Raw genomic sequence first — 26,996 nt, forward strand, 5'->3', positions numbered from 1 at the left:
TCAGAAACCTGCCCAGACGCGGATCGGCATGGACAACAGCACGATGAAGAGGATCCAGATGGCGACGGCAAGCCCGGCCGACAGCATCAGTGCCTCGCGCCAAGTGGTCGAGGGGGTGGCCTTTGCGGCGATAGTGCCGCAGATCACGATCGCCGGGATAAGGCCCAGCCGGTCGATGGTCAGGCTGAAGGCGATGAAGGCCGCTGAAATGAACAGCAACGGCCGGAGCGCAGGCGGGCGCGGAATCTCACCCTGCCGGGCAAGCCCCATGATGATCAGCGCGGCGCCGAGCAGCGTTCCGATCCCCCCCAGGACGAGCGGGAAAAAACCCGCCTGCATCCGGGCGAGACTGCCGATGTCGTAGGATATCGCCCCGATTCCGAATCCCAGACTCAGGGCAACGATCCCGATTCCGGCGAGCACGTCCGAAGACGCAAGGCGGTGGCTAATGGCGGTCATCTTTGGACTACCTCTCTGTTTAGGTTGTTATTTTTGGTTTCTGCCCCGGCTCTTGGGTGGCTGGGTGCTTTTGTCCTGCGCTGGCGAACCGGCGCTTGACAAGATGGAACGATGGTCGCATCGTTTAAAACCAATTACAACAATTGCTATGCAATACAGGGAAACATCATGATCAATTCTGTCCTTCGGGTGCTCGCCGCCTCTGTTGCTCTTGCCACGCCTGCGCTGGCGCAGGAATTTCCGACCCAGCCCGTGCGCGTCGTCGTGCCCTACAACGCCGGCGGAACCGTCGATTACGTCGGCCGCGTCACCGCCGCCGAGATGGGCAAGTTGATGGGCGAGAACTTTGTCGTCGAGAACCGGCCCGGCGCCTCGGCCAGCATCGGCAACCAGTACGTCGCCAACGCTGCTCCCGACGGCTACACGCTGCTGATGACCTCGGTGACAAGCAACGCCATCACCAGCGCGCTCAACCCCGACACCGCCGGCTATGTGCTCAAGGACGATTTCGCCCCGGTTGGCGCCGTGGGCCGCGTGCCGCTGATGCTGGTGGCCGCGAACAACATCCCCGCCGACACGATCGAAGAGCTGATCGAATACGCGAAGGCGGAAGAGCTTCCGCTGACCTATGCCTCCTCCGGCATCGGCTCCACCGAGCATCTGGGCGCGATTGTGTTCGCCGATGCCGCCGGTATCGAGCTTGAGCACATCCCCTACACCGGCGGTGCTCCGGCGATGGTCGATCTGGTGGCGGGCCGGGTGTCCCTGATGGTCGCGACCGTCTCCACCGCTCTGCCGCAGCTCGAGGCCGGAGCTATCAAGCCGATGGTCGTCGCGATGCCGGAGCGCATCGACATGCTTCCCGACGTGCCGAGCGCAACTGACGCGGGCCTCGACAGCTTCAACGTGGCCTCTGTCTACGGCCTGCTGGCCCCGTCGGACATCGACGAGGCGACAATGTCCGCGCTTCGCTCCGCGCTGCAGGAGACGGTGAGCAGCGAGGCCTTCGTCACCCAGATGGGCGAGCGCGGCATCGTGCCTTCGACGGATGCCCCCGAGGACGCCGGCAAAATCTACGAGGCCGAGGTGGATACCTGGTCCGAGCGCGTGCTCGCGGTCGATTTCGACTGATCTGCAATCGGCCACCGCCCTTGCGGGGCGGTGACCCCAAACGACGCGCGCCCTGACTGCACCGATGCTGCGGTCAGGGCGCCCCCTGCCGGGCCCACCGCCCGTAAAATTTCTCCGAGGAAAAAGTTTCAATGTCCCAAAGCGTAGAGATGGACCCGGTCGACGATGTCCTGTTCAAAGACCTGCTGGCGCAGCGCGCCGCAACCGACCCGGATCGCATCTTTCTGAAGTTCAAGGATGACGTCTACACGATCGCGGATATCAACCGCGCCGCGAACAAGGTGGCAAACGCGCTGCTCGCATCGGGGCTTGCACCCGGCGACCGCGTGGGGCTGATGTTGCCCAGCCACCCCGACCACATCATCGCCATTTTCGCGACGATGAAGGCGGGACTCGTGCGCGTCCCGGTGAATATCCACGCCAAGGGCGACTCTCTCGAGCATTACTTCACCTCCTACGACATGGCGGCGCTGATCGCGGACGCAGCCTACGCAGAGGCGCTCGACGCCGCTTTCGAAACCGCGCCTCGCCCTGCGATGTTCTGGCGCGGCCAGGAGACCCCGGCGCCGGACAGCTACGAGGCGCAGGTCGCGGCCGCCTCCGACGCGGAACCGGACGCCGTCTTCGGTCCTGACGACGTGCTGGCCCTGACCCCCAGTTCGGGGACCACCGGCGCGCCGAAGGGCGTGTTGAAATCAGACCGGACCCTCCGTGGTGGCCCGATGGCCGTGCTGAACATCACCGACGCAAAGAAGGGCGACGTCTTCCTGCTGTGGGAGGCGCTTCATCATGGCGCAGGCGTCGCGGTGATTATTTCGGCAGTCATCGCCGGCGTGACCCTGGCTATGGTGGAACGCTTCAGCGCCTCGGGCTTCTGGGACGACGTGCGCCGGCATGGCGTCACGCACATCCATTACCTCGGCGGTGTGTTGCCGCTGCTCCTCAAGCAAAAACCTTCCGAGCGCGACCGCGACCACAATGTGCGCATCGCCTGGGGCGGCGGCTGCCCGCCCGAGATCTGGAGGGACGTCGAGGAGCGCTTTGGCGTCGAACTGCGCGAGGGGTACGGTCTTTCCGAGCTGATCACTTTCGTGACGCTGAACAAGGACGGACGCGTCGGCTCGTGCGGGCGGCCGCTGTCGCTTTTCGACATGATGATCGCCGACGATGAGGGCAACGAAGTGCCCCGCGGCGAAACCGGCGAGATCGTGGCCCGCGGCACGCAGAAGGGGCTCGGCTTCCTCGGCTATTTCCGCAATGAGCAGACCACCCGGGACACCGTGCGCGACGGCTGGCTGCTGACCGGCGATCTTGGGCGGATGGATGAGGACGGCTACATCTTCTACGCCGGACGGAAGAAGGAGATGCTGCGCCGCCGCGGCATCAACATCTCGGCCTGGGAGGTCGAGCAGGTGGTGAACAAGCACGCCGCGGTTGCCGAAAGCGCCCTGGTCGGCGTGCCCAGCGAGCTCGGCGAAGACGAGCTCAAGATCTTCGTGAAACTGGTCGATGGGGCTGCGTTCGATCCGATGGAGCTTGTGACCTTCTGCGAGACGCGCATGCCCTACTATCAGGTCCCGCGATATGTTGCGGTGATCGAAGAGTTCCCCAAGACGCCGACCCAGCGCATCCGCAAGAAGGAACTGTCGCGCGGCACCGACGGCGCCTGGGATCTTGACGCGACCGGCTACAAACCGGGCCGCAAATCCGCCTGAGCCGCCGCGAAAGGACGCTCCCATGAGCCAGATCATCACCGTCTCGCGCCCCGCACCCGGCATCGGGGTGATCACCATCAATCGCCCCGAAAAGCGCAACGCGCTAAACGAGGCTGCCTGGGATGCGCTGGCGCGTGGCTTGAGCGAGCTCGGCGAGGACCGGGAGGTGCGGACGATCGTGCTGACCGGTGTTCCCGGCGCTTTCTGCGCCGGTGACGACATCGGTGCCTTCGCCGAGGCCAGCAAGGATCCGGTGACGCGGGACCGTTACTGGAACACGATCATGCGCTGCTACGCCACGCTGTCCGATGTGCCGGTGCCGATCATCGCCGCCATCGACGGACCCTGCGTGGGTGGCGGCATGACGTTGGCATTGCGCGCCGATTTCCGGCTGGTGGGGCGGCGCGCCGTTTTCTCGGTTCCGCCGGCGCGGCTGGGGCTGGTCTATCCGGCCGACAGCACTGCGCGTCTGGCGGCCCTCGTGGGACCACAGGCCGCACGCTACATGATCTATACCGCCGCATCGCTCGACGTGGCGGAGGCGGTGGCGACTGGTCTTGCCTGGGGGGATGTCGCGGACGATCCGCTGGCGGCGGCGCTGTCGCTTGCGGCCAGGATAGCGGACAAGTCGCCGCTGACCGTGGCGGCGGCGCGCACGGTCTTCAATCGCCTTGCCACACAGTTGCCCGAGGGGCTGGCAGACGAGATCGCCGCCCTCACCCGCGAGGCGGAGGCCAGCGACGACTATGTCGAGGGCGTCGCCGCCTTTGCTGCCAAGCGCGCACCGGTCTTTAAGGGGCGGTAGAGCACCGGGTCCCTTGTCGCGAACGGTTTTTCCCGGCACACACGCCACCGCGTGGGCTGTCCGCCCGTGAAAAGCTCACCACCGGAGGGAGACCGAAATGGAGCAGCCGGAGACCAAGGAAGAGCCCAGCACGGTCGACACGCGCCTCTTCGTCGGTTCCGTGCGCAAGGCGATGGCCGTGATGGAAGCCTTCGACGAAACCGAGCCCGCGATGTCTATGACCCGGATCGCGGCCAAGACTGGGCTTGGGCGCAGCGCCGCGCAGCGCTTCGTCTACACGTTGGAGACGCTGGGCTACCTGCGGCGGGATGCACGGACGCTTGAATACCGGCTCTCGAACCGTGCATTGCTCTTTGCCCGCAGTATCCTGACGTCTCACGCGGCCATCGAACGGGCGTTTCCGTCCATGGTCAAGCTTGCAGAGACCTTTGGTGAAACCGTGTCCTGGCTGGAATACGACGCCGGGCAGGTCGTCGTGCTGAGTTCGGCACCCAGCCCGCACCGCGCGGCCGTGGTGCTGCCCATCGGTGCCCGCTTCGATGCGCTGACCTCCTCGTCGGGACACCTGTTCCTGGCGGACATGCGACGCGAGATCGTGGTCGGCATGTTCGAGGACGCCGGCCCCGCGGTGCGGGCACGGCTCGGAGACCTCGAGGCCGACAGCTATGTCGACCTTGTCCGCAGCGAAGCCGCCCGAGGTTACGCGCTGACCGAGAAAGACATGGACATCGGTTCCATGTCGCTCTCGGTTCCGGTGCGCGATCTGCAGAACCAGGTCGTGGCCGCCATCAACGTTTCGGTCCTGCGCGCGCGCACCGGGCCGGAAAAGCTGCTGTCAGAGATCGTCCCGGCTTTGAACGAGCTGGTTCAGACGCTCGACGCGGACCTTTTCAGAGGCCGTTGAGCCCCGTCTCTGCCTGGTGTTCGAGGATCCTTGCGACCCGCACCACCGCCGCGCGGATCGGCGCCCCCAGACGTTCCGAGATGGCTGTATGAGGAATCCTGCTCTCCAGCGCAGAGACGTTGAGCGCCCCCAGAACCACCCCGGATGACGACAGAACCGGCGCCGAGATCGAGACGCTGAACAGGTCTTCTTCCTTGGAGGTGGTGGCAAAGCCCTGCGACCGGATTTCCGCGAAGCGCGCAGCCATTTCTGCCGCGTCGGCAAAGGCGATCCGCTTGCGCAGCGCAGGACTGGCCGCAGCCAGCAGGCTCTCCGCGAACTTCGGGTCGCCCTGTGCAAGGATCGCCTGTCCCGATGAAGAGGGCAAGGCGGCGAACCGCTGCCCGGGGGCAAAGCTCACATGGCCGAGGTGCCTGCTGCGCACGGTCTGCTGGATGACGATCTCGTCGCCTTCGAGTTTGACCCAGCTTGCGGTTTCGCCTGTCTCGTCGGCCAGATCCTGAAGGACGGGCTGGACCAGCCGCATCAGGTTTCCGGGTCTGGTCAGCCCGCCGGACAGGTCGAGGATCTTGAGCGTCAGCCGGTAGTGGCGCTGGTCTTCCTCCCTTTCGAGGTATCCGAGCTGCTCAAGTGTGTAGACGATCCGCTGCACGGCGCTGCGCCCCAGGTCGATCTGCTTGGCAATGTCTGCGATGGTCCTTGAGCCGAGCCCGCCGTCGAAGGCCGCCATGACTCGCATCGTGCGTTCGACCAACGCCACGTAGAGCCGTGTGTCGACCTCGTCCTGCGGTGGAGCGTTGCGCGTGTTCATGGGACAGCAGAGCCTTCTGGGTGACGGACCCGAAGTCTCTATCACAGTCCAGCCGGATGCAAAGGCCGCGTATGGCATTGTTCGGCCCGTCGGTCGGAGCAGGGAACGACAGTTCACTCGCTGATCTGGCAAACGTTGCAGGACACACAGTCGACCTGCATCGCGGCGCTGGCGGAGGCGGGGCACGCCGGACCACTCCGGATGGCTTGCGGCAAAGGCCAGCGGAGCGATGATCGCGAGGAGGCGCTCGCCTTGGCTCCCTGAGATGACGTGACCCTTGGTGCAGGTCGCCATGTCCAGCGATGCCTCCACTTCTGCGAGGAAACGGGGCTCGGACTGTCTGGTGATCACACGTGCGCGCGCGTCCAGCCAGAGGTTTGTCGTTCTGCGTCTCGAGATCGAAGTACTTTTGGATAATAGCGCTCTGCGGCAGGTCAAGCTCTTCGCCTGAACGCGTGAAATGGCGTTCAGGGCAGCGCGTTCGAAGGACAGCAGCATCCGCATGTCAGGCCGGTATCAGCGTTGCCGGATCGTTCGACTGCTCCGCTCTTGGCTGCACCCGAAGATCACGTCTTTGGCGTCACCATGCTCCTATTTGGAGGCAAGACTGGGACGCCATGTGTTTTCGGAATGAGGTTATCTGGAATGGTCATTCGGAACCGCGACATCCCTTGGTCTACAATGCCCATAGATCATGAATACGAACGGAGCGGCCCCTATGGCAGCCGAACATGCAAACCCCGATAAAATCCGCGCCCTCTTCTCCCGCGCCATGTCCGTGATGTACCGCGAAGAGGTGCCGGCCTACGGCACGCTCATGGAGCTGGTGCATGACGTGAACGCCGAAGTGCTCTCGGCCTGCCCGGCCGAACGGGAGCGCCTCGATGGCCTGGGCGAGCTCGAGCGTATCGACGAGGAACGCCATGGCGCGATCCGCCTCGGCACCCCGCGCGAGCTGTTCACCATCCGCCGTCTCTTTGCGGTCATGGGCATGCACCCGGTGGGTTACTATGACCTGTCCGTGGCCGGCGTGCCGGTGCATTCCACCGCATTCCGCCCGCTCGACGAGGCTGCGCTGCGCCGCAACCCGTTCCGCGTTTTCACCTCGCTGCTCCGGCTCGACCTGCTGGACGACGCCGACCTGCGCGACGCCGCCGCCGAGGTACTGGACCGCCGCGAAATCTTCACGCCGGGCTGTCTCGAACTGATCCACAAGGCCGAAGCCGATGGCGGTCTTTCCGAGGCCGACGCCGAGCGTTTCGTGGCCGAGGCGGTCGAGACCTTCCGCTGGCATGCCGAGGCGAACGTTCCCCACGCGCTTTACCGCCGCCTGCACGATGCGCACCGGCTGGTGGCGGACGTGGTGGCCTTCAAGGGTCCGCACATCAATCACCTCACTCCGCGCACGCTCGACATCGACCGCGTGCAGGAGATGATGCCGGATCGGGACATCTCGCCGAAGGCCGTTGTGGAGGGCCCGCCGACCCGCACCGTGCCGATCCTTCTGCGCCAGACCTCGTTCAAGGCGCTCGAAGAGCCGGTGAACTTCCCCGCAGATGATAGCGGCGAAGCCGGTACCACGACTGGCCGCCACACCGCCCGCTTCGGCGAGATCGAGCAGCGCGGCATAGCACTGACCCCGAGCGGCCAGGCCCTCTATGACCGCCTGCTGGCCGAGACGCGCAGCCTCATCACCCCGGCCGCTGACGGCTCGAACGCCGACGCTTACCGTGCCACGCTGGCCGAAGTGTTCTCGGCATTCCCGGACGATCTGGAAACGCTGCGCAAGGACGGGCTGGGGTACTTCCGCTACTCGGCAACGGGCCAGCCCTGCAAGGATCCGTCCTGCGGTTTGGATGCGCTGATCGCGCAAGGCTGCCTGCGTGCCGACCCCATTGTCTACGAGGATTTCCTGCCGGTTTCGGCCGCCGGGATCTTCCAGTCCAATCTCGGCGACGGCGCCGCTCAGGCCTTCGTCGCCAACCCCAACCGTGCGCGCTTCGAGGAAGACCTCGGCGCGCCCGTGCATGACCTGTTCTTCCGCTATGCCGAGACCGAGGCACGATCGCTCGCCGAGGCCCGTATCGAGCTGAGCCGGAGCCACCAGACGGCCTGAACCGGGCGGCGGCACGACCGCCCGAAGGCCCACACCCCGCACACCGAAAAGACGACCGACCAATCAAGGAACCCTCTCATGAGCACCCCTCTCAAGCAGACCACCGCCGACACGATGTCAGCCTGCGGCGCGGCCGCCGATCTTGCCGTCGCGGGCGGCATGTCCGTCATCTCTCCCGTGACCGGCGAGCCCGTCGCCAGCCTTGCCGAGCATTCCGTCGCCGACACCGAGGCCGCCATCGCCAAGGCCAACGACGCCTTCCGCACCTGGCGGCTTGTCCCTGCCCCTCGCCGCGGTGAGCTGGTGCGCCTCTTCGCCGAAGAGCTGCGCAAGGCCAAGGAAGACCTGGGCCGCATGGTTTCCATCGAGGCGGGCAAATCCCCGTCCGAAGGCCTTGGCGAAGTGCAGGAGATGATCGACATCTGCGACTTCGCGGTTGGCCTCTCGCGCCAGCTCTACGGCCTGACCATCGCCACCGAACGCCCCGGCCACCGCATGATGGAAACCTGGCATCCGCTTGGCGTGGTCGGCATCATCACCGCCTTCAACTTCCCCTGCGCGCCGTGGTGCTGGAACGCGGCCCTCGCTCTGGTCTGCGGCGATCCGGTGATCTGGAAGCCGTCCGAAAAGACCCCGCTGACCGCGCTGGCCTGCCAGGCGGTGTTCGACCGCGCGCTGGCGCGTTTCGGTGACGACGCGCCCGACGGCCTCAGCCAGGTGCTGGTCGGCGGCCCCGCCGTGGGCGAGGCTCTGGTGGACAGCCCGAAGGTCGCTCTGATCTCGGCCACCGGGTCCACCCGCATGGGCCGGATCGTCGGCCCCAAGGTAGCGGCACGCTTCGGCAAGTGCATCCTCGAACTCGGCGGCAACAACGCCGGTATCGTCTGCCCCTCTGCCGATCTGGACATGGCGCTGCGCGCCATCGCCTTCGGCGCGATGGGTACGGCGGGCCAGCGCTGCACCACAATGCGCCGGCTCTTCGTGCATGACAGCGTCTACGACCAGATCGTGCCCGCGCTGAAGAAGGCCTACACCTCCGTTTCGGTGGGCAATCCGCTGGAGACCGAAGCGCTGGTCGGCCCGCTGATCGACAAGACGGCCTTCGACTCCATGGGTGAGGCGCTGAAGGAAGCGGCCGAGCTGGGCGGCACTGTCCACGGCGGCGAGCGCCAGGAGGTCGGTCCGGAGACGGCCTATTACGTCAAGCCCGCGCTGGTCGAGATGCCGAAGCAGGAAGGCCCGATGCTGCGGGAGACCTTCGCCCCGATCCTATACGTGATGAAGTACAGCGACTTCGACGAGGTGCTAGAGCTGCACAACGATGTCGGCGGCGGGCTGTCCTCTTCGATCTTCACCACGGACCTGCGCGAGATGGAAACCTTCCTTTCGGCACGCGGATCTGACTGCGGGATTGCCAACGTCAACATCGGCACCTCGGGCGCCGAGATCGGCGGTGCCTTCGGCGGCGAGAAGGAGACCGGCGGCGGGCGCGAAAGCGGTTCGGACGCATGGCGCGCCTACATGCGCCGTGCCACCAACACGATCAACTACTCGCGCGAGTTGCCGCTGGCACAGGGCGTGGTCTTCAATATCGACTGACCATGAACACCGCAGTCGCATCAGACTTCCGGCCCGCCGAGCGCATCGAGTCGCTCGGCGTGTCCGAAATCCTTGCGATCGGGGCGCGTGCTGCAGAGCTGCGCGCCTCGGGTCGCGACATCATCAGTCTCGGGGCGGGCGAGCCTGATTTCGACACGCCCGACCACATCAAGCAGGCCGCCTGGGACGCCATGCAGCGCGGGGAGACCAAGTACACCGCGCTGACCGGCACCGCCGCGCTCAGGACCGCGATTGCCGGCAAGTTCGCCCGCGAGAACGGACTGAGCTATTCAGCGTCCGAGATCATCGCCTGCACCGGCGCCAAGCAGGTGATCTACAACGCCATGATGGCGTCGCTGAATCCCGGCGATGAGGTCATCATCCCAACCCCCTACTGGGTCACCTATTCCGATATCGTCGAGCTTTGCGGTGGCATTCCGGTGCTGGTGCCCTGTGCCGCCGAGCAGGGATTCCGACTGAGCGCCACGCAGCTGCGCGAGGCGATCACGCCGCGCACCCGCTGGCTGATGCTGAACTCGCCCTCCAACCCGTCGGGTGCGGCCTATGCGGCCGAACACCTGCGCCCGCTCCTCGATGTGCTGCTGGAGGAACCGCATGTCTGGCTGATGGTCGACGATATGTACGAGCACATCGTCTACGACGGTTTTCGCCATGTCACCCCCGTGGCCATCGAGCCTAGGCTGAAAGAGCGTACACTGACCATAAACGGCGTCTCCAAGGCCTATGCGATGACCGGCTGGCGCCTTGGCTATGCCGGTGGTCCCGTGCCGCTGATCAAGGCCATGACGGTGATCCAGAGCCAGTCGACCTCGGCCGCGAACACGATCAGCCAGGCGGCGACCATCGCCGCGCTGGAGGGGCCGCAGGATTTCCTGGCGGAAAGGGCCGAAGCCTTCCGCGCCCGCCGCGATCTTGTGGTCGACGCGCTGAATGCCATCCCCGGCCTTGCCTGTCGCAGTCCCGAAGGCGCCTTTTATGCCTTCGCCGAATGCGGTGGTGTGATGGGGCGCCAGACGCCGGACGGAACGCGGCTGGACACCGACCGCGCGTTCTGCGCCTGGCTGATGGAAACGGCGGATGTTGCTGTCGTGCCGGGAACCGCCTTCGGCCTGCCGGGGCATTTCCGCGTGTCCTACGCCACCGACACCGAAACGCTGAAGACCGCAATGGCCCGCATCGCGGCTGCCTGTGCAACCCTGTCGGATCCGGCCTGAATAAACATCCGGGACGCCGGGAAGCCGGCGTCTTCTCCTGCAAGGGCCGGGCAATGACACCTTGCGCAGACAGTCGGGACACTTGAGCCGCTGCCGGATCTTCGTCACAACGACTGGCGCTGGAGGTTCGTGTGAAACGGATCGGCTGGCGGCGTGCCCGCGCCGCGATCGGGATGGAGACCGCCAATGCCTGACAGTGGAACCTCAGGGACCACATCGCCTTGGTCCGCGCAGGCGCGCGGGGACGGTCTGCTTTACCTGTCCTCGGCCGACATCGAGAGCCTGAACCTCTCTCCCACGGCACTGCGCCGCGCCATTGCTGCAGCGATCCGGCAGCGGTCCGCACCCGCCCGTGGCGGCGGCATGAAGACGCGGGTGCAGTTGGACGAGGGCCGCTTCTTCATGTCGATGTCCGATGCGGATGACGGGCTTGGTCTGGGCGTGACCAAGTGGATCGGATACTCGGCCGACAACGCGCGGCGCGACCTTCCTGCCATCAGTGCGCAGATCATCGTGAACGATGCCGTCACTGGCCGCGCCGTGGCGATCATGGATGGCAGCTGGATCACGACACACCGCACCGCTGCCCTGTCGGCCCTCGCGGCCGAGGCGCTGGCCAGGCCGGGCGCGTCCAGCCTCGGGGTGTTGGGTTGCGGCGTGCAGGCGCACAGCAACCTTGCGGCGCTGGCGGACGTGCTGCCCTGTCTGCGCAGGGTCCATGCGTTTTCACGCAGCACCGACTCGGCAGAAGCGCTTGCCCAGCGGGCGCGCGGAATGGGGTTCGAAGCCGAGGTCATTCAAGACCCCGAGGCGCTCGCCGCGGCAAGCGACGTGGTGGTGAGCTGCCTGCCCAGCATCGACAGCATCCCGCCCATCGTGCGCCCGCAGGTGTTGCGCCCCGGAGCGCTGGCAATCGGGGTCGACCTTGGCCGGGCATGGCATCGCGATGGCCTCACGGACCATCTGGACGGATTTTTCACCGACGATATTGCCGCGCTCGAACGCAACGGCGGCAATCCGGCTCTGGCGCATCAAGGCCGCTACGATGGCGACCTCGCCGCACTCCTGACCGGAACGCATCCCGGCCGCGTGGACGATGCGCAGCGCCTGATGTTCCTGTTCCCCGGCATGCCGCTGGCCGACCTGGCGGTCGCACGGCTTGCGATGACGGAGGCCACCGAAAAAGGTCTCGGCACCCTGCTGCCCCGCTGACCGGGCGCGTATCCCGGCCACAGGCGCCAGCGCCATCGTGAGCGGCCCCGAACCCGGCTGGTCAATTGCGGTGCGACCCACTTAAGCGCTTTCAATGGACCATGGGCGCAGGCATGCGTCGCCCATGGTCTAACTTCGGAGGCGCGGCCTCAGGCCGGTTCGGCCATCAGCCTGTCCCGCAGCGCGAGCATTTCCGTGCAGACATCTTCGAGGTCCGCGACGTCGAAGCCGTCCGCATAAGCAAACCCTTCGGCGTGCAGCAACTCGGCGAGCCGTCCGTTAAAGCGCGCCCGACCGCCCGAGACAGTAAGCCCGCCCGTATGTTCGAACGCGTCGTTCCAGGCGATGGCTTCGGCCTCGGTGACGCTGCCGGGCAGATCAAGGCTCAGCACCCCGGTCTGTGACAGTTTCACGGGATAGCCACCCGGCAGGCCATTCGGCCCCGGTACGTGCCCGGTCCAGGCGGTTCGGGCTGCAAGGGCCAGGATCAGCGTGACGCCGCTGGCCCCCGAGATCTCGATGGCGGGCTCCGGCGTCAGCTTGCACTCGGAGAAGGTCGCGAAGGGGTCGATGATCTCGCGGTCATCGGCGAAAATGCGCGGCGCGGGGCCGGTCCGCTCTGCAGCTGGCTGGCGCCAGGGTTTGAGGCACTGGTAATGTGCCAGTACCCTCAGCGTGCCCGCCGGACGCGCGCTGGCGCCACGGAAGACGTTTGACAGGATCGCGACGTTGCCGGTCCCGCACAGCACGTCATGGCCCATGGCCGTGATCATGCCGTTGACCACGTCCGGGAAGGAGCAGTTGATCAGCGGTGTCGCCGGGCACAGCTTGCTGATCGCCGCCGCCATGCGCGCGGACATCAGCGCCTGGAAGACGGCGGTGGCGCTGAGCCCGCCTTCGGCGACCAGCTCTGTCCAGCGCGACCCCTTGTCCGAGATCACCGAGGAGGTCTGGATCGACGTCGCCTGTACCACGATGCGGGGCTTGAGCTCCAACAGGAGCGCCTCGCTCGCGCCCTCCTCGAGCAGGTCGATCCGGTGCGCCCTGAAGCTGGCAGGCGTGCCGAACATGGCGGCCCGGGCATTGCCCGCGGTCTGCAGCCATTGCAGCCGGTCGACGTTGCGCCCGGCGATGACCACCGAGACAGGCTCTTTTGCGGTGGCCGCGATGTCGAGAGCGATGCGGCCGGCGAACATTCCGGTGCCGGTGATGAGAACGTCGGTCGTCATACGGTGTGGGCCTTTCTGGTGTTCTTGCGTTCCCAGCGTTCGGGCGACTTCGGCAAGAGATGCTTGCGGATCCGCTGGCTTGGCGTCTTGGGGAACTCGTCGATGAAGGCGATGAAGCGCGGCTGCTGGTAGGGGGCGAGCTTGTCGCTCAACCAGCGGCTGATCTCCTCGGCATCCGGTTTGGTACCGGGGGTTGGCCGCACGAAAAGCTGGATGTCATATTCGCCGATTTCGGCGGGCACACCGACCATGGCGGATTCCTCGATCTGCGGGTGCCGGTTGGCAACGCTTTCGACTTCGTGTGCCGAGACGTTCTCGCCCATGCAGCGCACGCTGTCGCCCACCCTGCCATGGAACCGCAGCATACCGTCCTCGCCCCAAGAGCCGGTGTCACCGGTGTGGAACCCGTCTGGCTGCAACGCCTTGGCGGTGGCCTCGGGTGCCTTGTGGTAGCCTGCGAAGATTGCGCCCTCGATGGTCGAGGTGATGACCAGTTCGCCACGTCCCTCTCCCGGTCCGAGGATGCGGCCTGTGTCATCCTTCACCTGAATGTCGAACCAAGGCAGCGGTCGACCGATGGCCCCCACGACCCCTTCGACATTGGCGCAGCTGATCGACGAAGCCTCGGTTTGGCCGTAACACTCCTTGATGGTGATGCCGAAACGGTCCTCGAAATCGCGCCATGCGGAGGCAGGGCAGCCGCCGCCCCATGCGACGCGCACGCCATGGCTGCGGTCAAGCTCGGAGGGCGGCTGCTTGAGCAGGATCTGCGGGATACCGCCGAGATGGTGGATGTGGGTGCAGCGCGCAGTAGACACCTGCTGCCAGAACTGGCTGGCCGAGAATTTCTCGGCGATGGTGAGGGTGACATTGCGCAGGATCGGCAGAACCAGGACCTGCGCGCCGCCGACATGATAGAACGGTTCCCACATGAAGAGATTGTCGCCGTCCTGCAGGTTGCCCACCTCCTCCACACCGCGCGCGGCGATCTCGAGCATGGTCTGAGTGACGAGCACGCCCTTGGCAGGCCCGGTGGTGCCGGAGGTGAACATGATCGCCGCAATGCCCATGGGCCCCGCCACCTCATATCGGGGCCGGACGGCGGGGGTGCGTGGAAGTTCGCGACTGTGCAGCACGAGAATGCCTTCGCGCGGCTGCGCCTCGCAGGCGGCTAGCGTGGCCTCGAGCTCCGGATCGCAGACCGCGATGGCGGCGTCCACCAGGCGAATGGCATGCACCAGCCCGTCGCCGACGAGCGCCGGGTTCACCGGCACCCAGACCATGCCGGCGCGCAGAAGCCCATGGATGAGAGCAAGGGAGGCGGGACTGTTGCGTGTCATCACGGCCACCGTGTCACCGGGGCGCACGCCATGGTCGGCAAGCCAGGCGATCATCGCGTCGGCGGCATCTGACAGTTGCCGAAAGCTGATTTCGGTGCCTTCGGTGGTACGGGCAAAGACGCGATCGGGGGTCCTGTCGGCCTGTTGGATGAAGGACTTTGCCAAGCCTTGGATGTTCATGCTTTTCCTCGAAATGGAACAGAGAGCCGCGCCACGATTCAGGCGGCGCGGCGTACAGGGTGTCTTCAGGACTTCTGGACGCGTTGAGCCACAAGCAGGATCAGCGTCACGATGACCAGCACCACGACGGACACGGCGGCCAGCGTCGGGTTGAGCTGCAGGTACATGTCGTCCCACATCTGCTTGGGCAGGGTCGATTTCAGACCGCCCGAGATGAACAGCGCGATGGTAAGCTCGTCAAAGCTGGTGACGAAAGCGAAGAGCGCCGCCGAGATGATGCCGCCTCGCAGAAGCGGCAGCGTGATCAGTCTGAGGACCTTGATCCGCCCAGCCCCCAGCGTGGCCGCCGCCTGGTCAAGCCGCCAGTCGTAGCCCTTGAGCACCGCGCCGATGGCAATGAAGGTGAAGGGGATCGCCAGCAGCGTGTGACCGATGATCAGACCGATGTTGGAGGCCACGAGCCCGATCTGGGCCATCAGGTAGAACAGGCCCACCGCGATGACGATGCGCGGCACGATCATCGGTGCGAGCATCAGGCCAAAGACCGTCTTGCCGAATTTGCTGTCCGAACGCGCCAGCGCCAGCGCGGCCATGCCGCCCAGAAGGGTGGCCAGGATGGCGGTGGCGAAGGCCACGCCGAAGCTGCGCAGGGTGGCCGAGATCCAGATCTGCGAACCGAAATACTCGGAGAACCAGCGGGTGGAATAGGACGGCGGCGGGAAGGCCAGCGTTTGTTCCCCCGTGAAGGCCAGCGGCAGCACGATGATCGCGGGCGCCAGCAGGAACAGGAACAACACCCCGAGATAGACGCCACGGAGCGGCCTCGGAGCATCGTCGCCGCGATCACCCAGATGGTTGAACGGCGAGCAGATCCAGGCAAGCCCGTTCAGCACTCCCTGACCCGCACGGCGCAACCACCGCACGCCCTTTTTCGAACCCTTGGTCCCCTCGGAGCTGGCCTGCGTCAGCGACGAAAGCCCGAAGAACTGATCGTAGATCCAGATCGCCACAAGGGCGGCCGCCACCAGCATCACCGACAGCACCGCGGCAAAGGCCCAGTTCACCAACTCCTGCACTTGCATGATGATGATCTGCGCCAGCATCGTCTGGCTCCGGCCGCCAAGATAGGCCGGCACGATGAAGAAGCCGAGAGACGTGATGAAGGTCAGGAGGCCCCCGGCGGCAACCCCGGGCATGGCCAGCGGAAATTCGATCAGCCAGAACCGCTGAGAACGTTTCGCGCCGAGGCTGCCTGCGGCCAGCGGCAGGCGCTGGTCGATGCCGGTCATCACCGGCACCATGGTCAGGATGGCCAGCGGCATCATTGCGTGGACCATGCCCACCAGCACGCCGAACTCGTTGTACATGAGATCCAGCGAGCTTTCGGTCACTCCCGATCCGGTCAGGATGGAATTGAAGAGGCCGCGGTCACCCAGCATGATCATCCATGCGAATGTCTTGACCAGGTACGAGGTCCAGAACGGAAGCAGCACCAGGAACAGCCACTTGTTGCGGCTCTTGTCTGGAAGCCGGGCCAGCCACGCGGCGACCGGGTAGCCCAGCAGCACCGAGAAGAAGGCCGTGAGCATCGAGATCCGGAAAGTGATCCACAGAATGCGCATGTAGACCGGGGTGTCGGCGAGATGCTGGTAGTGTTCCAGCGTCGCGCCGCGGGTCTCACCGCCTGTGAAGCTCAGGCCGATGAGGCGCAGCATGGGCAGCAGAAGGAAGACGGCCACGAAAGCCAGCGCGGGCGCGGCAAGCCACATCGGGCCGACCTTCAGACGCGACAGGGCGCTGCCACGGGTGAAGAGGTCAGAGGCCAGACTGCTCATGACACCACCCGGCCGGCCTCGATGGGCCAATGTACGGTGATCTCCTGGCCGACTTCGGCGCCTATGGCGACGCCGGGGTCGCGCCGCAGCGTGAATTCCGTGCCGTCCGGCAACACCAGCATCAGCCGGTTGTCCGAACCGATGTAGACCACGTCGCGCAACGTGGCGCGCAGCTCGTTCATGCCGGGGCCGGTGGCCGCGCCAAGCGATACCCGCTCGGGCCGTACGATCAGAGCATGTGTTGCTGCATTGACATCGCGGGCGCCCATGCGACCCGCAAAGGTGCCCGCAGCAGTCTTGATCAGCGTGTTGCCCTGCGCGTCGGTGCCCGCGAGCGTGCCTTCCAGCAGGTTCGAATGACCGATGAATGTGGCGGCGAAGATGGTCTCAGGATCCGAGTAGATCTCGCTGGGGGTACCCAGCTGCTCGACCTTGGCATGGTTCATCACGCAGATGCGGTCGGACATCACCAGCGCCTCTTCCTGGTCATGGGTGACGTAGATCAGCGTGGTGCCGAATTCCCTGTGCAAGCGCCGGATCTCCAGTTGCATGGTCTCGCGCAGGGCCTTGTCGAGTGCGCCGAGCGGCTCGTCCATCAGGATGATCTCGGGGCGGAAGACAAAGCAGCGCGCAAGGGCCACCCGCTGTTGCTGCCCGCCCGAAAGCTCGCGCGGGAAACGGTGCGCGAACTTGTCGAGCTGCACCTTTTCCAGCGTCTCGGCCACGGACGTCCGGATCTGGGCGGCAGGCAGGTTGCGCATCTTGAGCGGGAAGGCGACGTTCTCCTCGACAGTCATGTGCGGGAAAAGCGCGTAGTGCTGGAACACCAGACCCATGCCGCGCTCGTGCACCGGGCGGTTGGTCCAGTTCTCGCCGTCAATCGAAAGCCGCCCCGATGTGGCCGGAGTCAGCCCCGACACCATCTGCAACAGCGTGGTCTTGCCCGACCCCGACGGCCCCAGCAGCGTGAGGAATTCGCCGCGCTGGACGTCCAGCGTCGTGGGTTCGAGAGCGGTGAACGTGCCATACTTCTTTGACAGGCCGTCGATCCTGATCTTGGCCGCAGGAGGGGTGGAGATGTTCATGAAGGAAATGCCTCTGTCGGAGTGGGCCGGGCACCGGTCGTGTGGCGGCGACGGGCTTCGCCCGGCGACCGCGCGCAACGGCCGTCTCTAGAGTGATCGCGGGGGGCAGAGAGAGCCTGCCAGCCGCCCCCTCACAGGGCGCAGCTGGCATAAGGATGGTTACATCAGGAGCCAGAGATTGAACCGTTCGGTCATCTCGGCACGGTTCTCTTCCCACCAGCTTTCATCCGCCAGCACCATCTTGTCCAGGTTGGCCGGTGCAGTGGTCAGCACGGGCGCGCGCTCTTCCGAGATGTGGTCGTAAGCCGCGAGGTTGGTCGGGCCATAGGAGAGATCATCGGTGAACAGCGCCTGCTGTTCGGGCCGGGCGCAGAAGGCCAGGAACTGCCGTGCGGCATCGACGTTCGGGCCGCCCTTGGGAAGGCCCCAGCCTTCGATCGAGTAAAGACCCTGGTTCCAGACCAGTTCAGCGGGCGCCCCGGCGTCGATGGCCGATTGCAGGCGGGCGTTCCAGCCGGCCACCATGTCGACCTCGCCACTCTGCAGCAGTTGCGAGGATTGCGCACCGCCGGTCCACCATACGTCGATGTGGTCCTTGATCTCGTCAAGCTTGGCAAAGGCGCGGTCCACGTCGAGCGGGTAAAGATCCTCGGGCGCGACACCGTCGGCCATCAGCGCCTGCTCCAGAGTGTCGATGGGATTGCGGCGCAGCGCGCGGCGCCCGGCGAAGGTTTCCGTATCCCAGAACTCGGCCCAGTTGGACGGACCGGCTTCCATCCTGTCGGTGTTGAACGCCGAGATCGTCGCGTAGACATCGGTGCCGAGGAAGTTCGAATGCACCGATCCCGGCATCATGGTTTCGGCCAGCGCCGGATCGAGCTGGATGTCGTCGAGCAGGTCTTCCTGTTCAAGGATCAGCCGGGCCGACAGGGTCAGGGTACAAACGTCCCAGATGTAGCTGCCGGTCTCCACGATGGACTTGAACTGCGCCGTGGGTTCCGCGTCTCGCGCCACGGAAACGATCTCGATGCCGGTCTCGGCGGTAAAGGGCTCGTAGAAGGCCTTGGCGAAGCCCGCACTGAACGGACCGCCCGGATCGGCCACGGTCAGCGACGCGGTCTGCGCATTGGCACGGCGGCCCAGCATCGGGGCTGCCAGCGCGGCAGTGCCGATGGCCAGCATGCTGCGACGGCTCAGGCGCGATCTGTCGTTCTTGGTCATGGTGTGTACCTCTGTTGGGATGTTGGTTTGGTTTTTGCTTTATTGTTTGTGTGGCGGCGCCCGCCCGCAGGGCGGAGACCGTCGTCTTCGGGAGAATTCCTCGTGAGGCCGGTCAGGCCTTTGCGCGCTTGGCGAAGAATTCTTCCATCATCCGCTGAGGCTCGCCGGTGGAGTAAGCCTCCAGCTGGATGCGGATACCGGCCTGCATGGCGTCCTCGTAGCCCGCTTGGGTCACTTCCTTGACCCGCTGACGGTTCAGACGCATCGCCACGGGAGGCTTGGATGCAAGATCCTTTGCCAGCTCCATCGACGCGGCCATCACCTGGTCCTGGTCCACAAGGCGGCTGATCAGGCCCCAGTCATAGGCTTCCTTGGCGTCGAGCATGCGGCCGGTGAAGGTCAGGTCGATGGTGCGGGCAATGCCGATCATGTCCCGCATGACCCAGTTGCCGGTGACGGTCGGGATGCCGGACAGGATCTCTGGCTGGCCCATGCGCACGCCGGGGTGGGCGACACGAAGGTCACACAGCAGCGCCACCTGGAAGGCCGAGCCCGCCGCCACGCCATTGAGCGCCGCGACGATGGGCTTGGAGCTGTCGCGCAGGCAGGCATAGAGCTTCTTCCATTCGCCCATCCAGCTTTCGGCCCGGTCCGCGTCGAAGGTCTTGCTCTCGCCCAGATCCTGCCCCGCGCCGAACGCCCGGTCGCCAGCCCCTGTCAGGATGATGGCACGCACCTCGTCATCCGCCTCTGCGGCCACGAAGGCGTCGATGAGCATGTCACGCATGGACGTGTTCCACGCATTCATCTTCTCGGGACGGTTCAACGTGATTGTCAGAACGTTGGCGATTTTTTCGGTAAGAATGAAGTTGTCCATAGCATCCATTGCATTGTGATAGTTACTATTGGATAAAAATGACAGCAGGCATGCTTGTCAATCGTCTTGTGGCTCTCGGTTGAAATTCCTGTCTGTGTTACCGAAGACAGTGCGGTGCATTCTCAGGGTGTCTGCATGCGACCAAGGCGGGATCGAAGGACAAGATGGTGTCAGAACAAAACAAGAAGCCGGCAAAGCGGGCAGACCCCCTCATGGTGCAGTCAGTTGCCAAGGCCTTTCGCGTGCTCGAAGCCTTTGACGGCCAGCATCCGCAGATGACGCTCTCCGACATTGCCGAACAGACCGGCCTTGACCTGAGCGGGGCGCAACGCTTTGCGCACACTCTGGAATCGCTGGGGTATCTCGAGAAGGACACGCGCACGCGGCAGTTTCAGCTTTCGGTCAAGACGCTGGATCTGGCCCATCATTTCACCCGCACGTCACGTCTCGTGGACCGGGCGATGCCGGTCCTGCAGTACCTCAGCAAGGAAACCGAGGAGACGGTGAACCTCACCGTTCTGGACGGGACCGAGATCGTCTTCATCTCGCGCTTTCTCAGCCGTCACGTGCTTCACACGGATGTGACCATCGGCACCCGTCTGCCCGCGTATTGCATGGCACCGGGGCGCGCGATGCTCTCACGGCTGCCGCCCGAAAAGGTGGCGGCGATTCTGGATGCCTCGGACATACGCGCTCACACCCGGAACACCGTGACGGACGTCGACAGGCTCAAGGAGATCATCGAAGAGACGCGTATGAAGGGCTATGCCTGCGCGTTCGAAGAGGTCTACCACGCCGATGCCTCGATCGCGGCACCGATCCTCGGCGCCCAGGGGCAGGTGATCGGCTCGGTCTCGCTTGCGGTCTCGACCCTTCGTTACACGCCGGAACAGCTCGAAGCGTCCTTCGCCGCGATGATCCTCGCGGCCGGGAGGTCGATCTCCTTCTCCTGACGATCCGGGCCCCGGAGACATCAAGCAATCCTCCGGCGAGCCAGTCGTTTTGAAGAATCCGCCCTATGCACAGGGCCGGAAACGTTGAGGCTTGACGCAGGACCAGTTGTGGCCTCTCATAATGCCATAGCGCATATTGCATGGTAATATTCATGGCGAACTCGCTCCTTCATCCCATCGACGCCGACGCGCCGCGTCCGCTGCGTTTCGAATTCGACGGTGCCGAGATCACCGCGCGGCCTGACGACACCGTGCTGGCTGCGGTGCTGGCTGCGCAGCCGCAGTGCGGCGTCAACGAATTCGACGGGGGCGCCCGCGCCGGGTTTTGCCTGATGGGCAGCTGCCAGGAATGCACCATGTGGGACGATCAAGGCCGGCGCCTGCGCGGCTGCATGATCCCCGCCCGCGATGGCCTGCGCCTGCGCTCGCGCCCATACCACGAGGCCGACTGACATGCAGGCGGAGACGAAGATCGTTATCGTCGGCGCCGGGCCGGCAGGGCTCGCGGCAGCGCGGCGGCTCGTCGAGGCCGGTCTGAGGCCCATCGTTCTGGAGGAAAGCGCCCACCCCGGCGGGCAGGGCACCCGCCGCCTGTCGCCCCTGACCTCGCGCCATCGCGCCGCGCTCTTCGGAAAGTCGGCCGAGACCATCGCGCGCCGTGAAAAGGCCGAGGATGCTGTGCTGCAGCATTGCGATTTCCGAACCGGAACCTTGGCTTGGGCCTGCCATGGCCACCGGCTGGAGCTGCTTGGCCCGGACGGTTTCGACAGTATTACCTATAGCCACCTCGTCATCGCGGTTGGCGCAACTGACCGGCTGATGCCCCTGCCCGGCTGGACCCTGCCGGGTGTCTTCACCCTCGGTGGGGCGCAGGTGGCACTGAAACGGCATGCCAGCTTCATCGGGCGGAAGGTGATCTTCGCAGGCTCGTCGCCGCTGCTCTACCTTGCGGCAGCGCAGTACCTTCGGCTGGGGCACCGCGATCTGACCGTGCTCGACACGACGCCCTTCTCGGGGAAGGCCCGGGCTTTCCCCGCCATGCTGCGCCACGCGCCGCGCAATGCGCTGCGAGGACTTTCCCTGATCGCCGAGCTGTGGCGCGGCGGTGTCAGCATGCGTTCGGGCGTGCGGCTGGAAGCGATCGAGGGCGACACCCGCGTCACGCGGCTGCGCTACACGACCGCCCGCGGCCGGGCCATAATTGCCGAGACGGACGCAGTGGCCTTGGGCCACGGATTGCGCGCAGAGACCCAACTCGCCGAGTTGGCCGGCGCAACCTTCGCGTTCGATCCGGACTTCCGGCAATGGTTCCCCCGCACCGACGCGGCGGGCCGCGCGGGCGAGCGGCTCTGGCTGGCGGGGGACAGCGCCCGTACCGGTGGCGCCGACGCTGCGGACGCCGCCGGAAGCCTTGCAGCGCAGAGCCTTCTGGAAAGTCTCGGCCATCCGGTCCGGAGCGTCGTGATGAGGCGCGACAGGCGCCGCCTGGCCGCGCAGCAGGCATTCCAGCGCGCCATGACAGGCGCTTTCCGCTGGCCTGCCGAGCAAGCCGCCGCGCTTGCCGATGACGTCCTGGTCTGCCGCTGTGAACGAGTCACCGCCGGCGAGATCCGAGCCGTCCTGAACGAGCCCTCCGGCCCGACCGAGGTGAACCGGGTGAAATCCGTGACTCGCTGCGGGATGGGGCGCTGCCAGGGCCGGTTCTGCGGACGGGCCCTTGGCGAGATTGTTGCAGCCGCCACCAAAAGTCCGCCCGGACGGCTGCGCGCGCAGGCTCCGGTCCGCCCCATCCCGCTGGTTTTCGATCCCAGCCCGCGGGGGCAAGACACATGAGCCGGCGCCTGAAAAGCGACGTCATCGTGATTGGCGGCGGTCTCTTCGGCGCCTTCACCGGGCTCTTCCTCGCGCGCGCGGGACTGAGTGTCACGCTGCTCGAGAAGGGTCAGATCGGGGCGCAGGCCTCCGCCACAAATTTCGGGAACCTGCGGCTGCACGGACGATCCGCACGCCAGTACCCGCTCTCGATCCGCGCGCAGGAGCTTTGGGAGGCCTACGGCGCCCTCACCGGCGAGGGTTGCGAGATCGAGCGCACCGGGCATCTCTATTTCGCCCACGGCGAACGCGGCGAGATCCAGCTGCGCAAGGACGTAGAGACCGCAACGCGCTTCGGCGTCGAGTCGCAATTGCTTGAGAAAGATGCCCTTCACGCGCGGTTCGGCTTCCTGTCGCGCGACACCCGCCTTGCCGCGTTCAGTCCGCGCAGCGCTGTGGCCAATCCCCGTCTCAGCACGCCGCCCGTGACCCGGGCGCTGGCCCGGGCGGGCGGCACCGTGATCGAGGGCTGCGAGGTTGCGGGCTTTGACAGCACCGCTACGGGGTTCGCGGTCACCAGCGCGGATGGCAGGTGTTTCGAAGCGCCAAGGGTCGTCAACGCCGCGGGGGCCTGGGCCGGCAAGCTCGCCCAGCAGGCCGGAGAACCCGTGCCGATGTTCAGCGCCGGCCCGCCGCAATTCGTCACCGAGCCCCTGCCGCACCGACTGCACCCGTCGGTGCATATGGTGGAGGGCGATGTCATCGTGCGTCAGATCCCGCGCGGCAACATCATCTTCTCGGGCTACCCGCGCACCCGTTCCCTGCCTTCGGGCGAGTTCACCTACGTGCCGCCAGCCAAGACACTGCGAGGGATGCGTGCGCTGGTCGAGTGCATCCCCATGCTGGCGCGGGCAGAGATCATCCGCGTATGGTCCGGGGTCGAGGGTTATCTGCCCGACATGCTCCCGGTGATTGGCGCCAGCACCACCACTCCGGGCCTGTTCCACGCATTCGGAGGCAGCGGCGGCGGGTTTCAGATTGCTCCGGCTGTCGGCGAATGCCTCGCCGCGCTCGTGCGGGGCGAGGCCTCACCTGTCGACATCTCGGGCTACGGCATCGACCGCTTTACCGAGGGCTCCGAAGTCTCGGAGAAGATTCACCTGGAGTTCGACCAGTAAACCCTTGCGGACGCGCCTTTTCCTGAGCGTGTAACGTCCGTTTCCGATGCGGGGATGGGCGCGCAACCTCTTTCGCCATGGCGCTCGACGGCCGCATGTTGCTCTCCGGCATCTGCCCGCCCGCCCAATCAGCCCAGCCAACCGGTGACGCGTGGCGGCTTCGCCAGAGCTGTCCGGCAGGCCCGCAGATCCGTCATGAGCCCGGTCGGCGGCTGTGGCACCCGGGGCGCGTCGGTGATCCCCTTGATGACGAACAGGTTCAAACCGACGGGAGGCGTGATCATCGCCAGTTCGAGGTTGATCATCAGAAGCACACCGTACCAGACGAGGTCGATGTCCAGCGCGTGCATGGTCGGCAGAAGAATTGGCGTGGTGATCAGAATGATCGCGATGGATTCAAAGAACATGCCCAAGACGAAGATTAGCGCCATGACCACGAGGATGAAGGCTTGCGGAGACAGGCCGAGCGCGGCAACAGTCTCCATCACGCCGACCGGGAGGCGGATGATGGTGATGGCATGGCCGAACATCGCCGCCCCCGCGATGATCATGAAGACCATCATCGAGGTCCGCATCGTGGCATAAGCGCAGTCGCGGATCATGAGGGGTGTGAGGGTGCGATAGGCCAGCGCCGCAACGAGTAGTGCGTAGAGGCACCCGGCGGCGGCGGCTTCGGAAGCGGTGAAGACACCCGCGTATATGCCGCCCATGATGATCGGCGGGGTCAGCACGGCCCAGATCGACTTGCGCAGCGCCAGCATCACGGCGCCCCATCCCGACCAGGATGTATGTTCGCGTGTGCCGCCGTTCCACATGCAGTAGATAGAGAACATGATCGCCAGCATCAGGCCGGGCAGGATACCGGCGAGGAACAGCGCGCCGATGGAAGCGTCCGAGACGATGGCATAGAGGATCATCGGGGCCGAAGGGGGAATGAGAATGCCCAGGGTTACACCCGCGGCGATCACCCCCCCCGCGCCTCGCGTTCCGGATAGCCATAGCGCTTCATTTGCGGGATGGCGCTGGAACCGATCGACAGGGCCGTGGCCACTGACGATCCGGAAATCGCGGCGAAGATCGTGCAGGACACCACCGTCGCCACCCCGAGGCCGCCCCGGATGTGGCCGATCACCGTGTTTGCCATGACGTAGAGATCGTCGATGACCTTCGGTTTGATCATGATCTGCGCCATGAAGGCGAAGAGCGGGATGGTCATCAGCACAGGTTTGGACAGGTGCGCCATGACGGTGTCGGAGATCGGGCCGATATGGCCCTCGAAGATCAGCAGGATCGCCGTGGCCGTCAGCCCCAGCGCGGCAAAGATCGGCATTCCGGTCAGGAGCAGCAGGATCAGCCCGCCGAAGACTAAAAGGATGGTCATTGGCTCCGCCCAGCGAGGGTGTCGAGGATGCGCGTGAGCGCGACGAGGACCAGCATCGCCGCCGCAAGCATCAGCGGCGCCTGGGGGATCCAGCCCGGGATTTCGAGGTGTCCGGTGGTGTAGCTGCCGACCATGCGGGAGAATTCCACCGCTTCCCACGTGGACAGGAACAGGACGACGGCCAGCACCAGAAAGGCGAGGCCGGCAAACACCCGTTGTACCGCGCGGGACGGGCCGCGCAGGCGGTCGGTCAGCAGGTCGATGGCGATGTGATCGCCCCGCCGGTAGGCTTCCGCCACCCCGCAGGAAATCATCGCCACCAACGCCCAGCCGGTCACCTCGTCGGACCACAGAAGCGGGCTGTCAGGACGTAGCGCATGAAGACCGCGACGACGGTCCACCATCCGCATCGCGTCATCGCCCGACACATCACCCGCAATCGAACAGCCAAAGGCCGTGGCGATCCCGGCGTTGATGATCGTGTCCTTGCCCGTCTCGTCACGCAGCCGCACCACGTCGGCGATGGCCGACAGGCTCTGTTCCTGCGTAAGGCGCACGTTGGCCTCGTTGTGCGCGGCGCTTGCGGAAATCACCACGGTGATTTCCGGCACATCGCTTGCCAGCGCATCCACTGCGCCCCGCTTGTTCATCGCCAACGCAACGCCATGGCCCCCCTGCGCCGCCACGGCGCCGATGACCTCGCGCACATCGGCAAAGCGCGGCACCTTGTCGGCGGACAGAAAACTCCCCGTCTCGAAATAGCGCACACCTGCGGCCGCGCCCCGCGTGACCCACTCCAGCTTCTGTGTCGTCGTGGGCCAGGTTTTCGGCATTTGCAGACCGTCGCGCAGGCCGACCTCGCGCAAGGCGATCCGATCCTCCGGGTAGGCCGCAAGGACGCGGGTCATGCCTGCACCTTCAACGCGCCAAGGATCTCTGCCGTGTGCTCGCCGACCGAGGGCACAGTGACGCTTTCGGACACGATGGGTCGCCCGTCTATCTCGACCGGCACCGCGGGAGCGCGGAAAGCCTTCTTGTCCCGGCATTCGGAGGTGAAGAGCCCGCCGGGCCTGTTCACATGCGGATCGTCATACATCTCGGCAGGACGGGAAACCGGGGCGAACAGCAGGTCGTTGGCCTCCATCACCTGCACCATCTCGTCGAAGGGCCGTGCAACGATCACCGCCGCAATCTGCGGCAGGGTCCAGTCACGCGCTCTGATCTGGTCGGGGCGGGTCTTCAGACGGTCATCCGCGAGCAAGTGCTCCAGCCCGAGCCCGATGCACAGTTTCTCCCACTGCCCGTCCGTCGCCGCGCCCACGAATATCTGCCGCCCGTCCGCCGTTTCGAACAGGTCGTAGATCGGCCAGGAGAACACCCGCTCGGGCATCGGCGGGCTTTCCTCGCCTTCGATGTCGAACTGCACCATGTGCTGGGCCACCAGCAGAAGGCAGTTCTCGAACAGGCCCGAACGGACCGCAGCCCCCTGCCCGGTCTTGCCGCGCTGGATCAGCGCGCCGAGCACGCCGTAGGCGGCAAACAGCCCGCCCATGATGTCATTGGCAGAAGACACGATGCGCAACGGACGCCCCTTTGGCCCGGTCATGTACGCCATCCCGGCCATCATCTGCACCACCTCGTCCATGGCTGCGCGGTGTTCGTAGCGACCCTTCAGAAAGCCCTTGCAGGAGGCGACGACAAGCGTGGGATGGCTTTGCCGCAGCTGGTCCGGCGCGAGGCCAATCTTTGCCAGGGTCTCGTCTCGGAAATTCTCGAAAAAGACGTCCGCGGTCTCCAGCAGCGCGCGCAGCGTTGCGAGGTCATCCGCATCCTTGACGTCCAGCACAACGGATTTCTTGCCACGATAACGCCAATCCCGGGCATCGACATTAGGCGCAGACAGACCGGATCGTCATGG

The 26,996-nt window shown here is 65.5% G+C and carries 24 protein-coding genes; 12 read left to right on the forward strand and 12 right to left on the reverse strand.

Features of this window, described 5'->3' with window-relative positions:
• On the reverse strand, positions 1 to 459 hold the full coding sequence (locus QNI11_RS24165; RefSeq protein ID WP_283983889.1) for a tripartite tricarboxylate transporter TctB family protein: 459 nt from the start codon (positions 457 to 459) through the stop codon (positions 1 to 3).
• 168 nt (positions 460 to 627) lie between these two features.
• On the opposite strand from QNI11_RS24165, the gene QNI11_RS24170 reads away from it, so the two are divergent.
• From QNI11_RS24170 to QNI11_RS24185, 4 genes are all read left to right on the forward strand, one after another.
• Complete coding sequence (locus QNI11_RS24170; protein ID WP_283983890.1) at positions 628 to 1,590, forward strand: tripartite tricarboxylate transporter substrate binding protein; 963 nt, start codon at positions 628 to 630, stop codon at positions 1,588 to 1,590.
• A 131-nt stretch (positions 1,591 to 1,721) separates the two neighbouring features.
• Positions 1,722 to 3,305: an AMP-binding protein gene (locus QNI11_RS24175; RefSeq protein WP_283983891.1), complete on the forward strand. Its 1,584-nt coding sequence runs from the start codon at positions 1,722 to 1,724 to the stop codon at positions 3,303 to 3,305.
• Between the two features lie 22 nt (positions 3,306 to 3,327).
• Positions 3,328 to 4,110 (forward strand): enoyl-CoA hydratase/isomerase family protein, encoded by a 783-nt coding sequence (locus QNI11_RS24180; protein WP_283983892.1) that lies wholly within the window; start codon positions 3,328 to 3,330, stop codon positions 4,108 to 4,110.
• A gap of 97 nt (positions 4,111 to 4,207) precedes the next feature.
• Complete coding sequence (locus QNI11_RS24185; RefSeq protein WP_283983894.1) at positions 4,208 to 5,014, forward strand: IclR family transcriptional regulator; 807 nt, start codon at positions 4,208 to 4,210, stop codon at positions 5,012 to 5,014.
• Here the strand turns inward: QNI11_RS24185 and QNI11_RS24190 are convergent.
• Positions 5,001 to 5,825 (reverse strand): IclR family transcriptional regulator, encoded by an 825-nt coding sequence (locus QNI11_RS24190; RefSeq protein ID WP_283983896.1) that lies wholly within the window; start codon positions 5,823 to 5,825, stop codon positions 5,001 to 5,003. The genes QNI11_RS24185 and QNI11_RS24190 overlap by 14 nt on opposite strands.
• 718 nt (positions 5,826 to 6,543) lie before the next feature.
• On the opposite strand from QNI11_RS24190, the gene QNI11_RS24195 reads away from it, so the two are divergent.
• The 4 genes from QNI11_RS24195 to QNI11_RS24210 all read left to right on the forward strand — a co-directional run bounded on the left by QNI11_RS24195 (position 6,544) and on the right by QNI11_RS24210 (position 11,987).
• A complete protein-coding gene (locus QNI11_RS24195) occupies positions 6,544 to 7,941 on the forward strand; it encodes a VOC family protein (RefSeq protein ID WP_283983898.1) in 1,398 nt (465 codons plus the stop codon).
• A gap of 114 nt (positions 7,942 to 8,055) precedes the next feature.
• On the forward strand, positions 8,056 to 9,540 hold the full coding sequence (locus QNI11_RS24200) for an aldehyde dehydrogenase family protein (RefSeq protein ID WP_283983950.1): 1,485 nt from the start codon (positions 8,056 to 8,058) through the stop codon (positions 9,538 to 9,540).
• Positions 9,537 to 10,775, forward strand: a complete 1,239-nt coding sequence (locus QNI11_RS24205; protein ID WP_283983951.1) for a pyridoxal phosphate-dependent aminotransferase — start codon at positions 9,537 to 9,539, stop codon at positions 10,773 to 10,775. Before QNI11_RS24200 ends, QNI11_RS24205 begins: the two co-directional genes overlap by 4 nt.
• 186 nt (positions 10,776 to 10,961) lie before the next feature.
• On the forward strand, positions 10,962 to 11,987 hold the full coding sequence (locus QNI11_RS24210) for a hypothetical protein (RefSeq protein ID WP_283983899.1): 1,026 nt from the start codon (positions 10,962 to 10,964) through the stop codon (positions 11,985 to 11,987).
• A gap of 149 nt (positions 11,988 to 12,136) precedes the next feature.
• On the opposite strand, the gene QNI11_RS24215 is transcribed toward QNI11_RS24210, so the two are convergent.
• From QNI11_RS24215 to QNI11_RS24240, 6 genes are all read right to left on the reverse strand, one after another.
• Positions 12,137 to 13,216 (reverse strand): hypothetical protein, encoded by a 1,080-nt coding sequence (locus QNI11_RS24215; protein WP_283983900.1) that lies wholly within the window; start codon positions 13,214 to 13,216, stop codon positions 12,137 to 12,139.
• Positions 13,213 to 14,736, reverse strand: a complete 1,524-nt coding sequence (locus QNI11_RS24220) for a class I adenylate-forming enzyme family protein (RefSeq protein WP_283983901.1) — start codon at positions 14,734 to 14,736, stop codon at positions 13,213 to 13,215. The genes QNI11_RS24215 and QNI11_RS24220 overlap by 4 nt, the downstream gene beginning before the upstream one ends.
• 65 nt (positions 14,737 to 14,801) lie before the next feature.
• Complete coding sequence (locus QNI11_RS24225) at positions 14,802 to 16,571, reverse strand: ABC transporter permease subunit (RefSeq protein WP_283983902.1); 1,770 nt, start codon at positions 16,569 to 16,571, stop codon at positions 14,802 to 14,804.
• Positions 16,568 to 17,656 (reverse strand): ABC transporter ATP-binding protein, encoded by a 1,089-nt coding sequence (locus tag QNI11_RS24230; RefSeq protein ID WP_283983903.1) that lies wholly within the window; start codon positions 17,654 to 17,656, stop codon positions 16,568 to 16,570. The genes QNI11_RS24225 and QNI11_RS24230 overlap by 4 nt, the downstream gene beginning before the upstream one ends.
• Before the next feature lie 159 nt (positions 17,657 to 17,815).
• Positions 17,816 to 18,877 (reverse strand): ABC transporter substrate-binding protein, encoded by a 1,062-nt coding sequence (locus QNI11_RS24235; protein WP_283983905.1) that lies wholly within the window; start codon positions 18,875 to 18,877, stop codon positions 17,816 to 17,818.
• A gap of 112 nt (positions 18,878 to 18,989) precedes the next feature.
• Positions 18,990 to 19,754: an enoyl-CoA hydratase/isomerase family protein gene (locus QNI11_RS24240; protein WP_283983907.1), complete on the reverse strand. Its 765-nt coding sequence runs from the start codon at positions 19,752 to 19,754 to the stop codon at positions 18,990 to 18,992.
• A gap of 212 nt (positions 19,755 to 19,966) precedes the next feature.
• Here QNI11_RS24240 and QNI11_RS24245 point away from each other — a divergent pair, with 212 nt between their 5' ends.
• The 4 genes from QNI11_RS24245 (at position 19,967) to QNI11_RS24260 (ending at position 23,697) form a co-directional block, all read left to right on the forward strand.
• On the forward strand, positions 19,967 to 20,707 hold the full coding sequence (locus QNI11_RS24245; RefSeq protein ID WP_283983909.1) for an IclR family transcriptional regulator: 741 nt from the start codon (positions 19,967 to 19,969) through the stop codon (positions 20,705 to 20,707).
• Between the two features lie 152 nt (positions 20,708 to 20,859).
• A complete protein-coding gene (locus QNI11_RS24250; RefSeq protein WP_283983911.1) occupies positions 20,860 to 21,159 on the forward strand; it encodes a (2Fe-2S)-binding protein in 300 nt (99 codons plus the stop codon).
• A 1-nt stretch (position 21,160) separates the two neighbouring features.
• Entirely contained in the window at positions 21,161 to 22,540 is a 1,380-nt protein-coding gene (locus QNI11_RS24255) for an NAD(P)/FAD-dependent oxidoreductase (protein WP_283983912.1), read from the forward strand.
• Positions 22,537 to 23,697, forward strand: a complete 1,161-nt coding sequence (locus QNI11_RS24260) for an FAD-binding oxidoreductase (protein ID WP_283983913.1) — start codon at positions 22,537 to 22,539, stop codon at positions 23,695 to 23,697. The genes QNI11_RS24255 and QNI11_RS24260 overlap by 4 nt, the downstream gene beginning before the upstream one ends.
• A gap of 128 nt (positions 23,698 to 23,825) precedes the next feature.
• Here QNI11_RS24260 and QNI11_RS24265 read toward each other — a convergent pair whose 3' ends face one another.
• From QNI11_RS24265 to QNI11_RS24280, 4 genes are read right to left on the reverse strand one after another with little or no spacing between them, the layout of a single operon-like run.
• Complete coding sequence (locus QNI11_RS24265) at positions 23,826 to 24,665, reverse strand: TRAP transporter large permease (protein WP_283983914.1); 840 nt, start codon at positions 24,663 to 24,665, stop codon at positions 23,826 to 23,828.
• A complete protein-coding gene (locus QNI11_RS24270; protein WP_283983915.1) occupies positions 24,662 to 25,078 on the reverse strand; it encodes a TRAP transporter large permease subunit in 417 nt (138 codons plus the stop codon). Before QNI11_RS24270 ends, QNI11_RS24265 begins: the two co-directional genes overlap by 4 nt.
• The gene (locus QNI11_RS24275) at positions 25,075 to 25,986 is read right to left on the reverse strand and encodes a TRAP transporter small permease subunit (protein WP_283983916.1); all 912 of its coding nucleotides are present in this window, start codon (positions 25,984 to 25,986) and stop codon (positions 25,075 to 25,077) included. Before QNI11_RS24275 ends, QNI11_RS24270 begins: the two co-directional genes overlap by 4 nt.
• Positions 25,983 to 26,924, reverse strand: a complete 942-nt coding sequence (locus tag QNI11_RS24280; protein ID WP_283983917.1) for a CaiB/BaiF CoA-transferase family protein — start codon at positions 26,922 to 26,924, stop codon at positions 25,983 to 25,985. The genes QNI11_RS24275 and QNI11_RS24280 overlap by 4 nt, the downstream gene beginning before the upstream one ends.
• Positions 26,925 to 26,996 lie beyond the last annotated feature (72 nt).

This window comes from Sagittula sp. MA-2 (genome assembly GCF_030126985.1).
Classification (GTDB): domain Bacteria; phylum Pseudomonadota; class Alphaproteobacteria; order Rhodobacterales; family Rhodobacteraceae; genus Sagittula.

Coding starts and splice junctions, on each gene's coding strand:
- QNI11_RS24165 (WP_283983889.1), bottom strand. CDS start 459: ATGACCGCCATTAGCCACCGCCTTGCGTCTTCGGACGTGCTCGCCGGA.
- QNI11_RS24170 (WP_283983890.1), top strand. CDS start 628: ATGATCAATTCTGTCCTTCGGGTGCTCGCCGCCTCTGTTGCTCTTGCC.
- QNI11_RS24175 (WP_283983891.1), top strand. CDS start 1,722: ATGTCCCAAAGCGTAGAGATGGACCCGGTCGACGATGTCCTGTTCAAA.
- QNI11_RS24180 (WP_283983892.1), top strand. CDS start 3,328: ATGAGCCAGATCATCACCGTCTCGCGCCCCGCACCCGGCATCGGGGTG.
- QNI11_RS24185 (WP_283983894.1), top strand. CDS start 4,208: ATGGAGCAGCCGGAGACCAAGGAAGAGCCCAGCACGGTCGACACGCGC.
- QNI11_RS24190 (WP_283983896.1), bottom strand. CDS start 5,825: ATGAACACGCGCAACGCTCCACCGCAGGACGAGGTCGACACACGGCTC.
- QNI11_RS24195 (WP_283983898.1), top strand. CDS start 6,544: ATGGCAGCCGAACATGCAAACCCCGATAAAATCCGCGCCCTCTTCTCC.
- QNI11_RS24200 (WP_283983950.1), top strand. CDS start 8,056: ATGTCAGCCTGCGGCGCGGCCGCCGATCTTGCCGTCGCGGGCGGCATG.
- QNI11_RS24210 (WP_283983899.1), top strand. CDS start 10,962: ATGCCTGACAGTGGAACCTCAGGGACCACATCGCCTTGGTCCGCGCAG.
- QNI11_RS24215 (WP_283983900.1), bottom strand. CDS start 13,216: ATGACGACCGACGTTCTCATCACCGGCACCGGAATGTTCGCCGGCCGC.
- QNI11_RS24220 (WP_283983901.1), bottom strand. CDS start 14,736: ATGAACATCCAAGGCTTGGCAAAGTCCTTCATCCAACAGGCCGACAGG.
- QNI11_RS24225 (WP_283983902.1), bottom strand. CDS start 16,571: ATGAGCAGTCTGGCCTCTGACCTCTTCACCCGTGGCAGCGCCCTGTCG.
- QNI11_RS24230 (WP_283983903.1), bottom strand. CDS start 17,656: ATGAACATCTCCACCCCTCCTGCGGCCAAGATCAGGATCGACGGCCTG.
- QNI11_RS24235 (WP_283983905.1), bottom strand. CDS start 18,877: ATGACCAAGAACGACAGATCGCGCCTGAGCCGTCGCAGCATGCTGGCC.
- QNI11_RS24240 (WP_283983907.1), bottom strand. CDS start 19,754: ATGGACAACTTCATTCTTACCGAAAAAATCGCCAACGTTCTGACAATC.
- QNI11_RS24245 (WP_283983909.1), top strand. CDS start 19,967: ATGGTGCAGTCAGTTGCCAAGGCCTTTCGCGTGCTCGAAGCCTTTGAC.
- QNI11_RS24250 (WP_283983911.1), top strand. CDS start 20,860: ATGGCGAACTCGCTCCTTCATCCCATCGACGCCGACGCGCCGCGTCCG.
- QNI11_RS24255 (WP_283983912.1), top strand. CDS start 21,161: ATGCAGGCGGAGACGAAGATCGTTATCGTCGGCGCCGGGCCGGCAGGG.
- QNI11_RS24260 (WP_283983913.1), top strand. CDS start 22,537: ATGAGCCGGCGCCTGAAAAGCGACGTCATCGTGATTGGCGGCGGTCTC.
- QNI11_RS24270 (WP_283983915.1), bottom strand. CDS start 25,078: ATGACCATCCTTTTAGTCTTCGGCGGGCTGATCCTGCTGCTCCTGACC.
- QNI11_RS24275 (WP_283983916.1), bottom strand. CDS start 25,986: ATGACCCGCGTCCTTGCGGCCTACCCGGAGGATCGGATCGCCTTGCGC.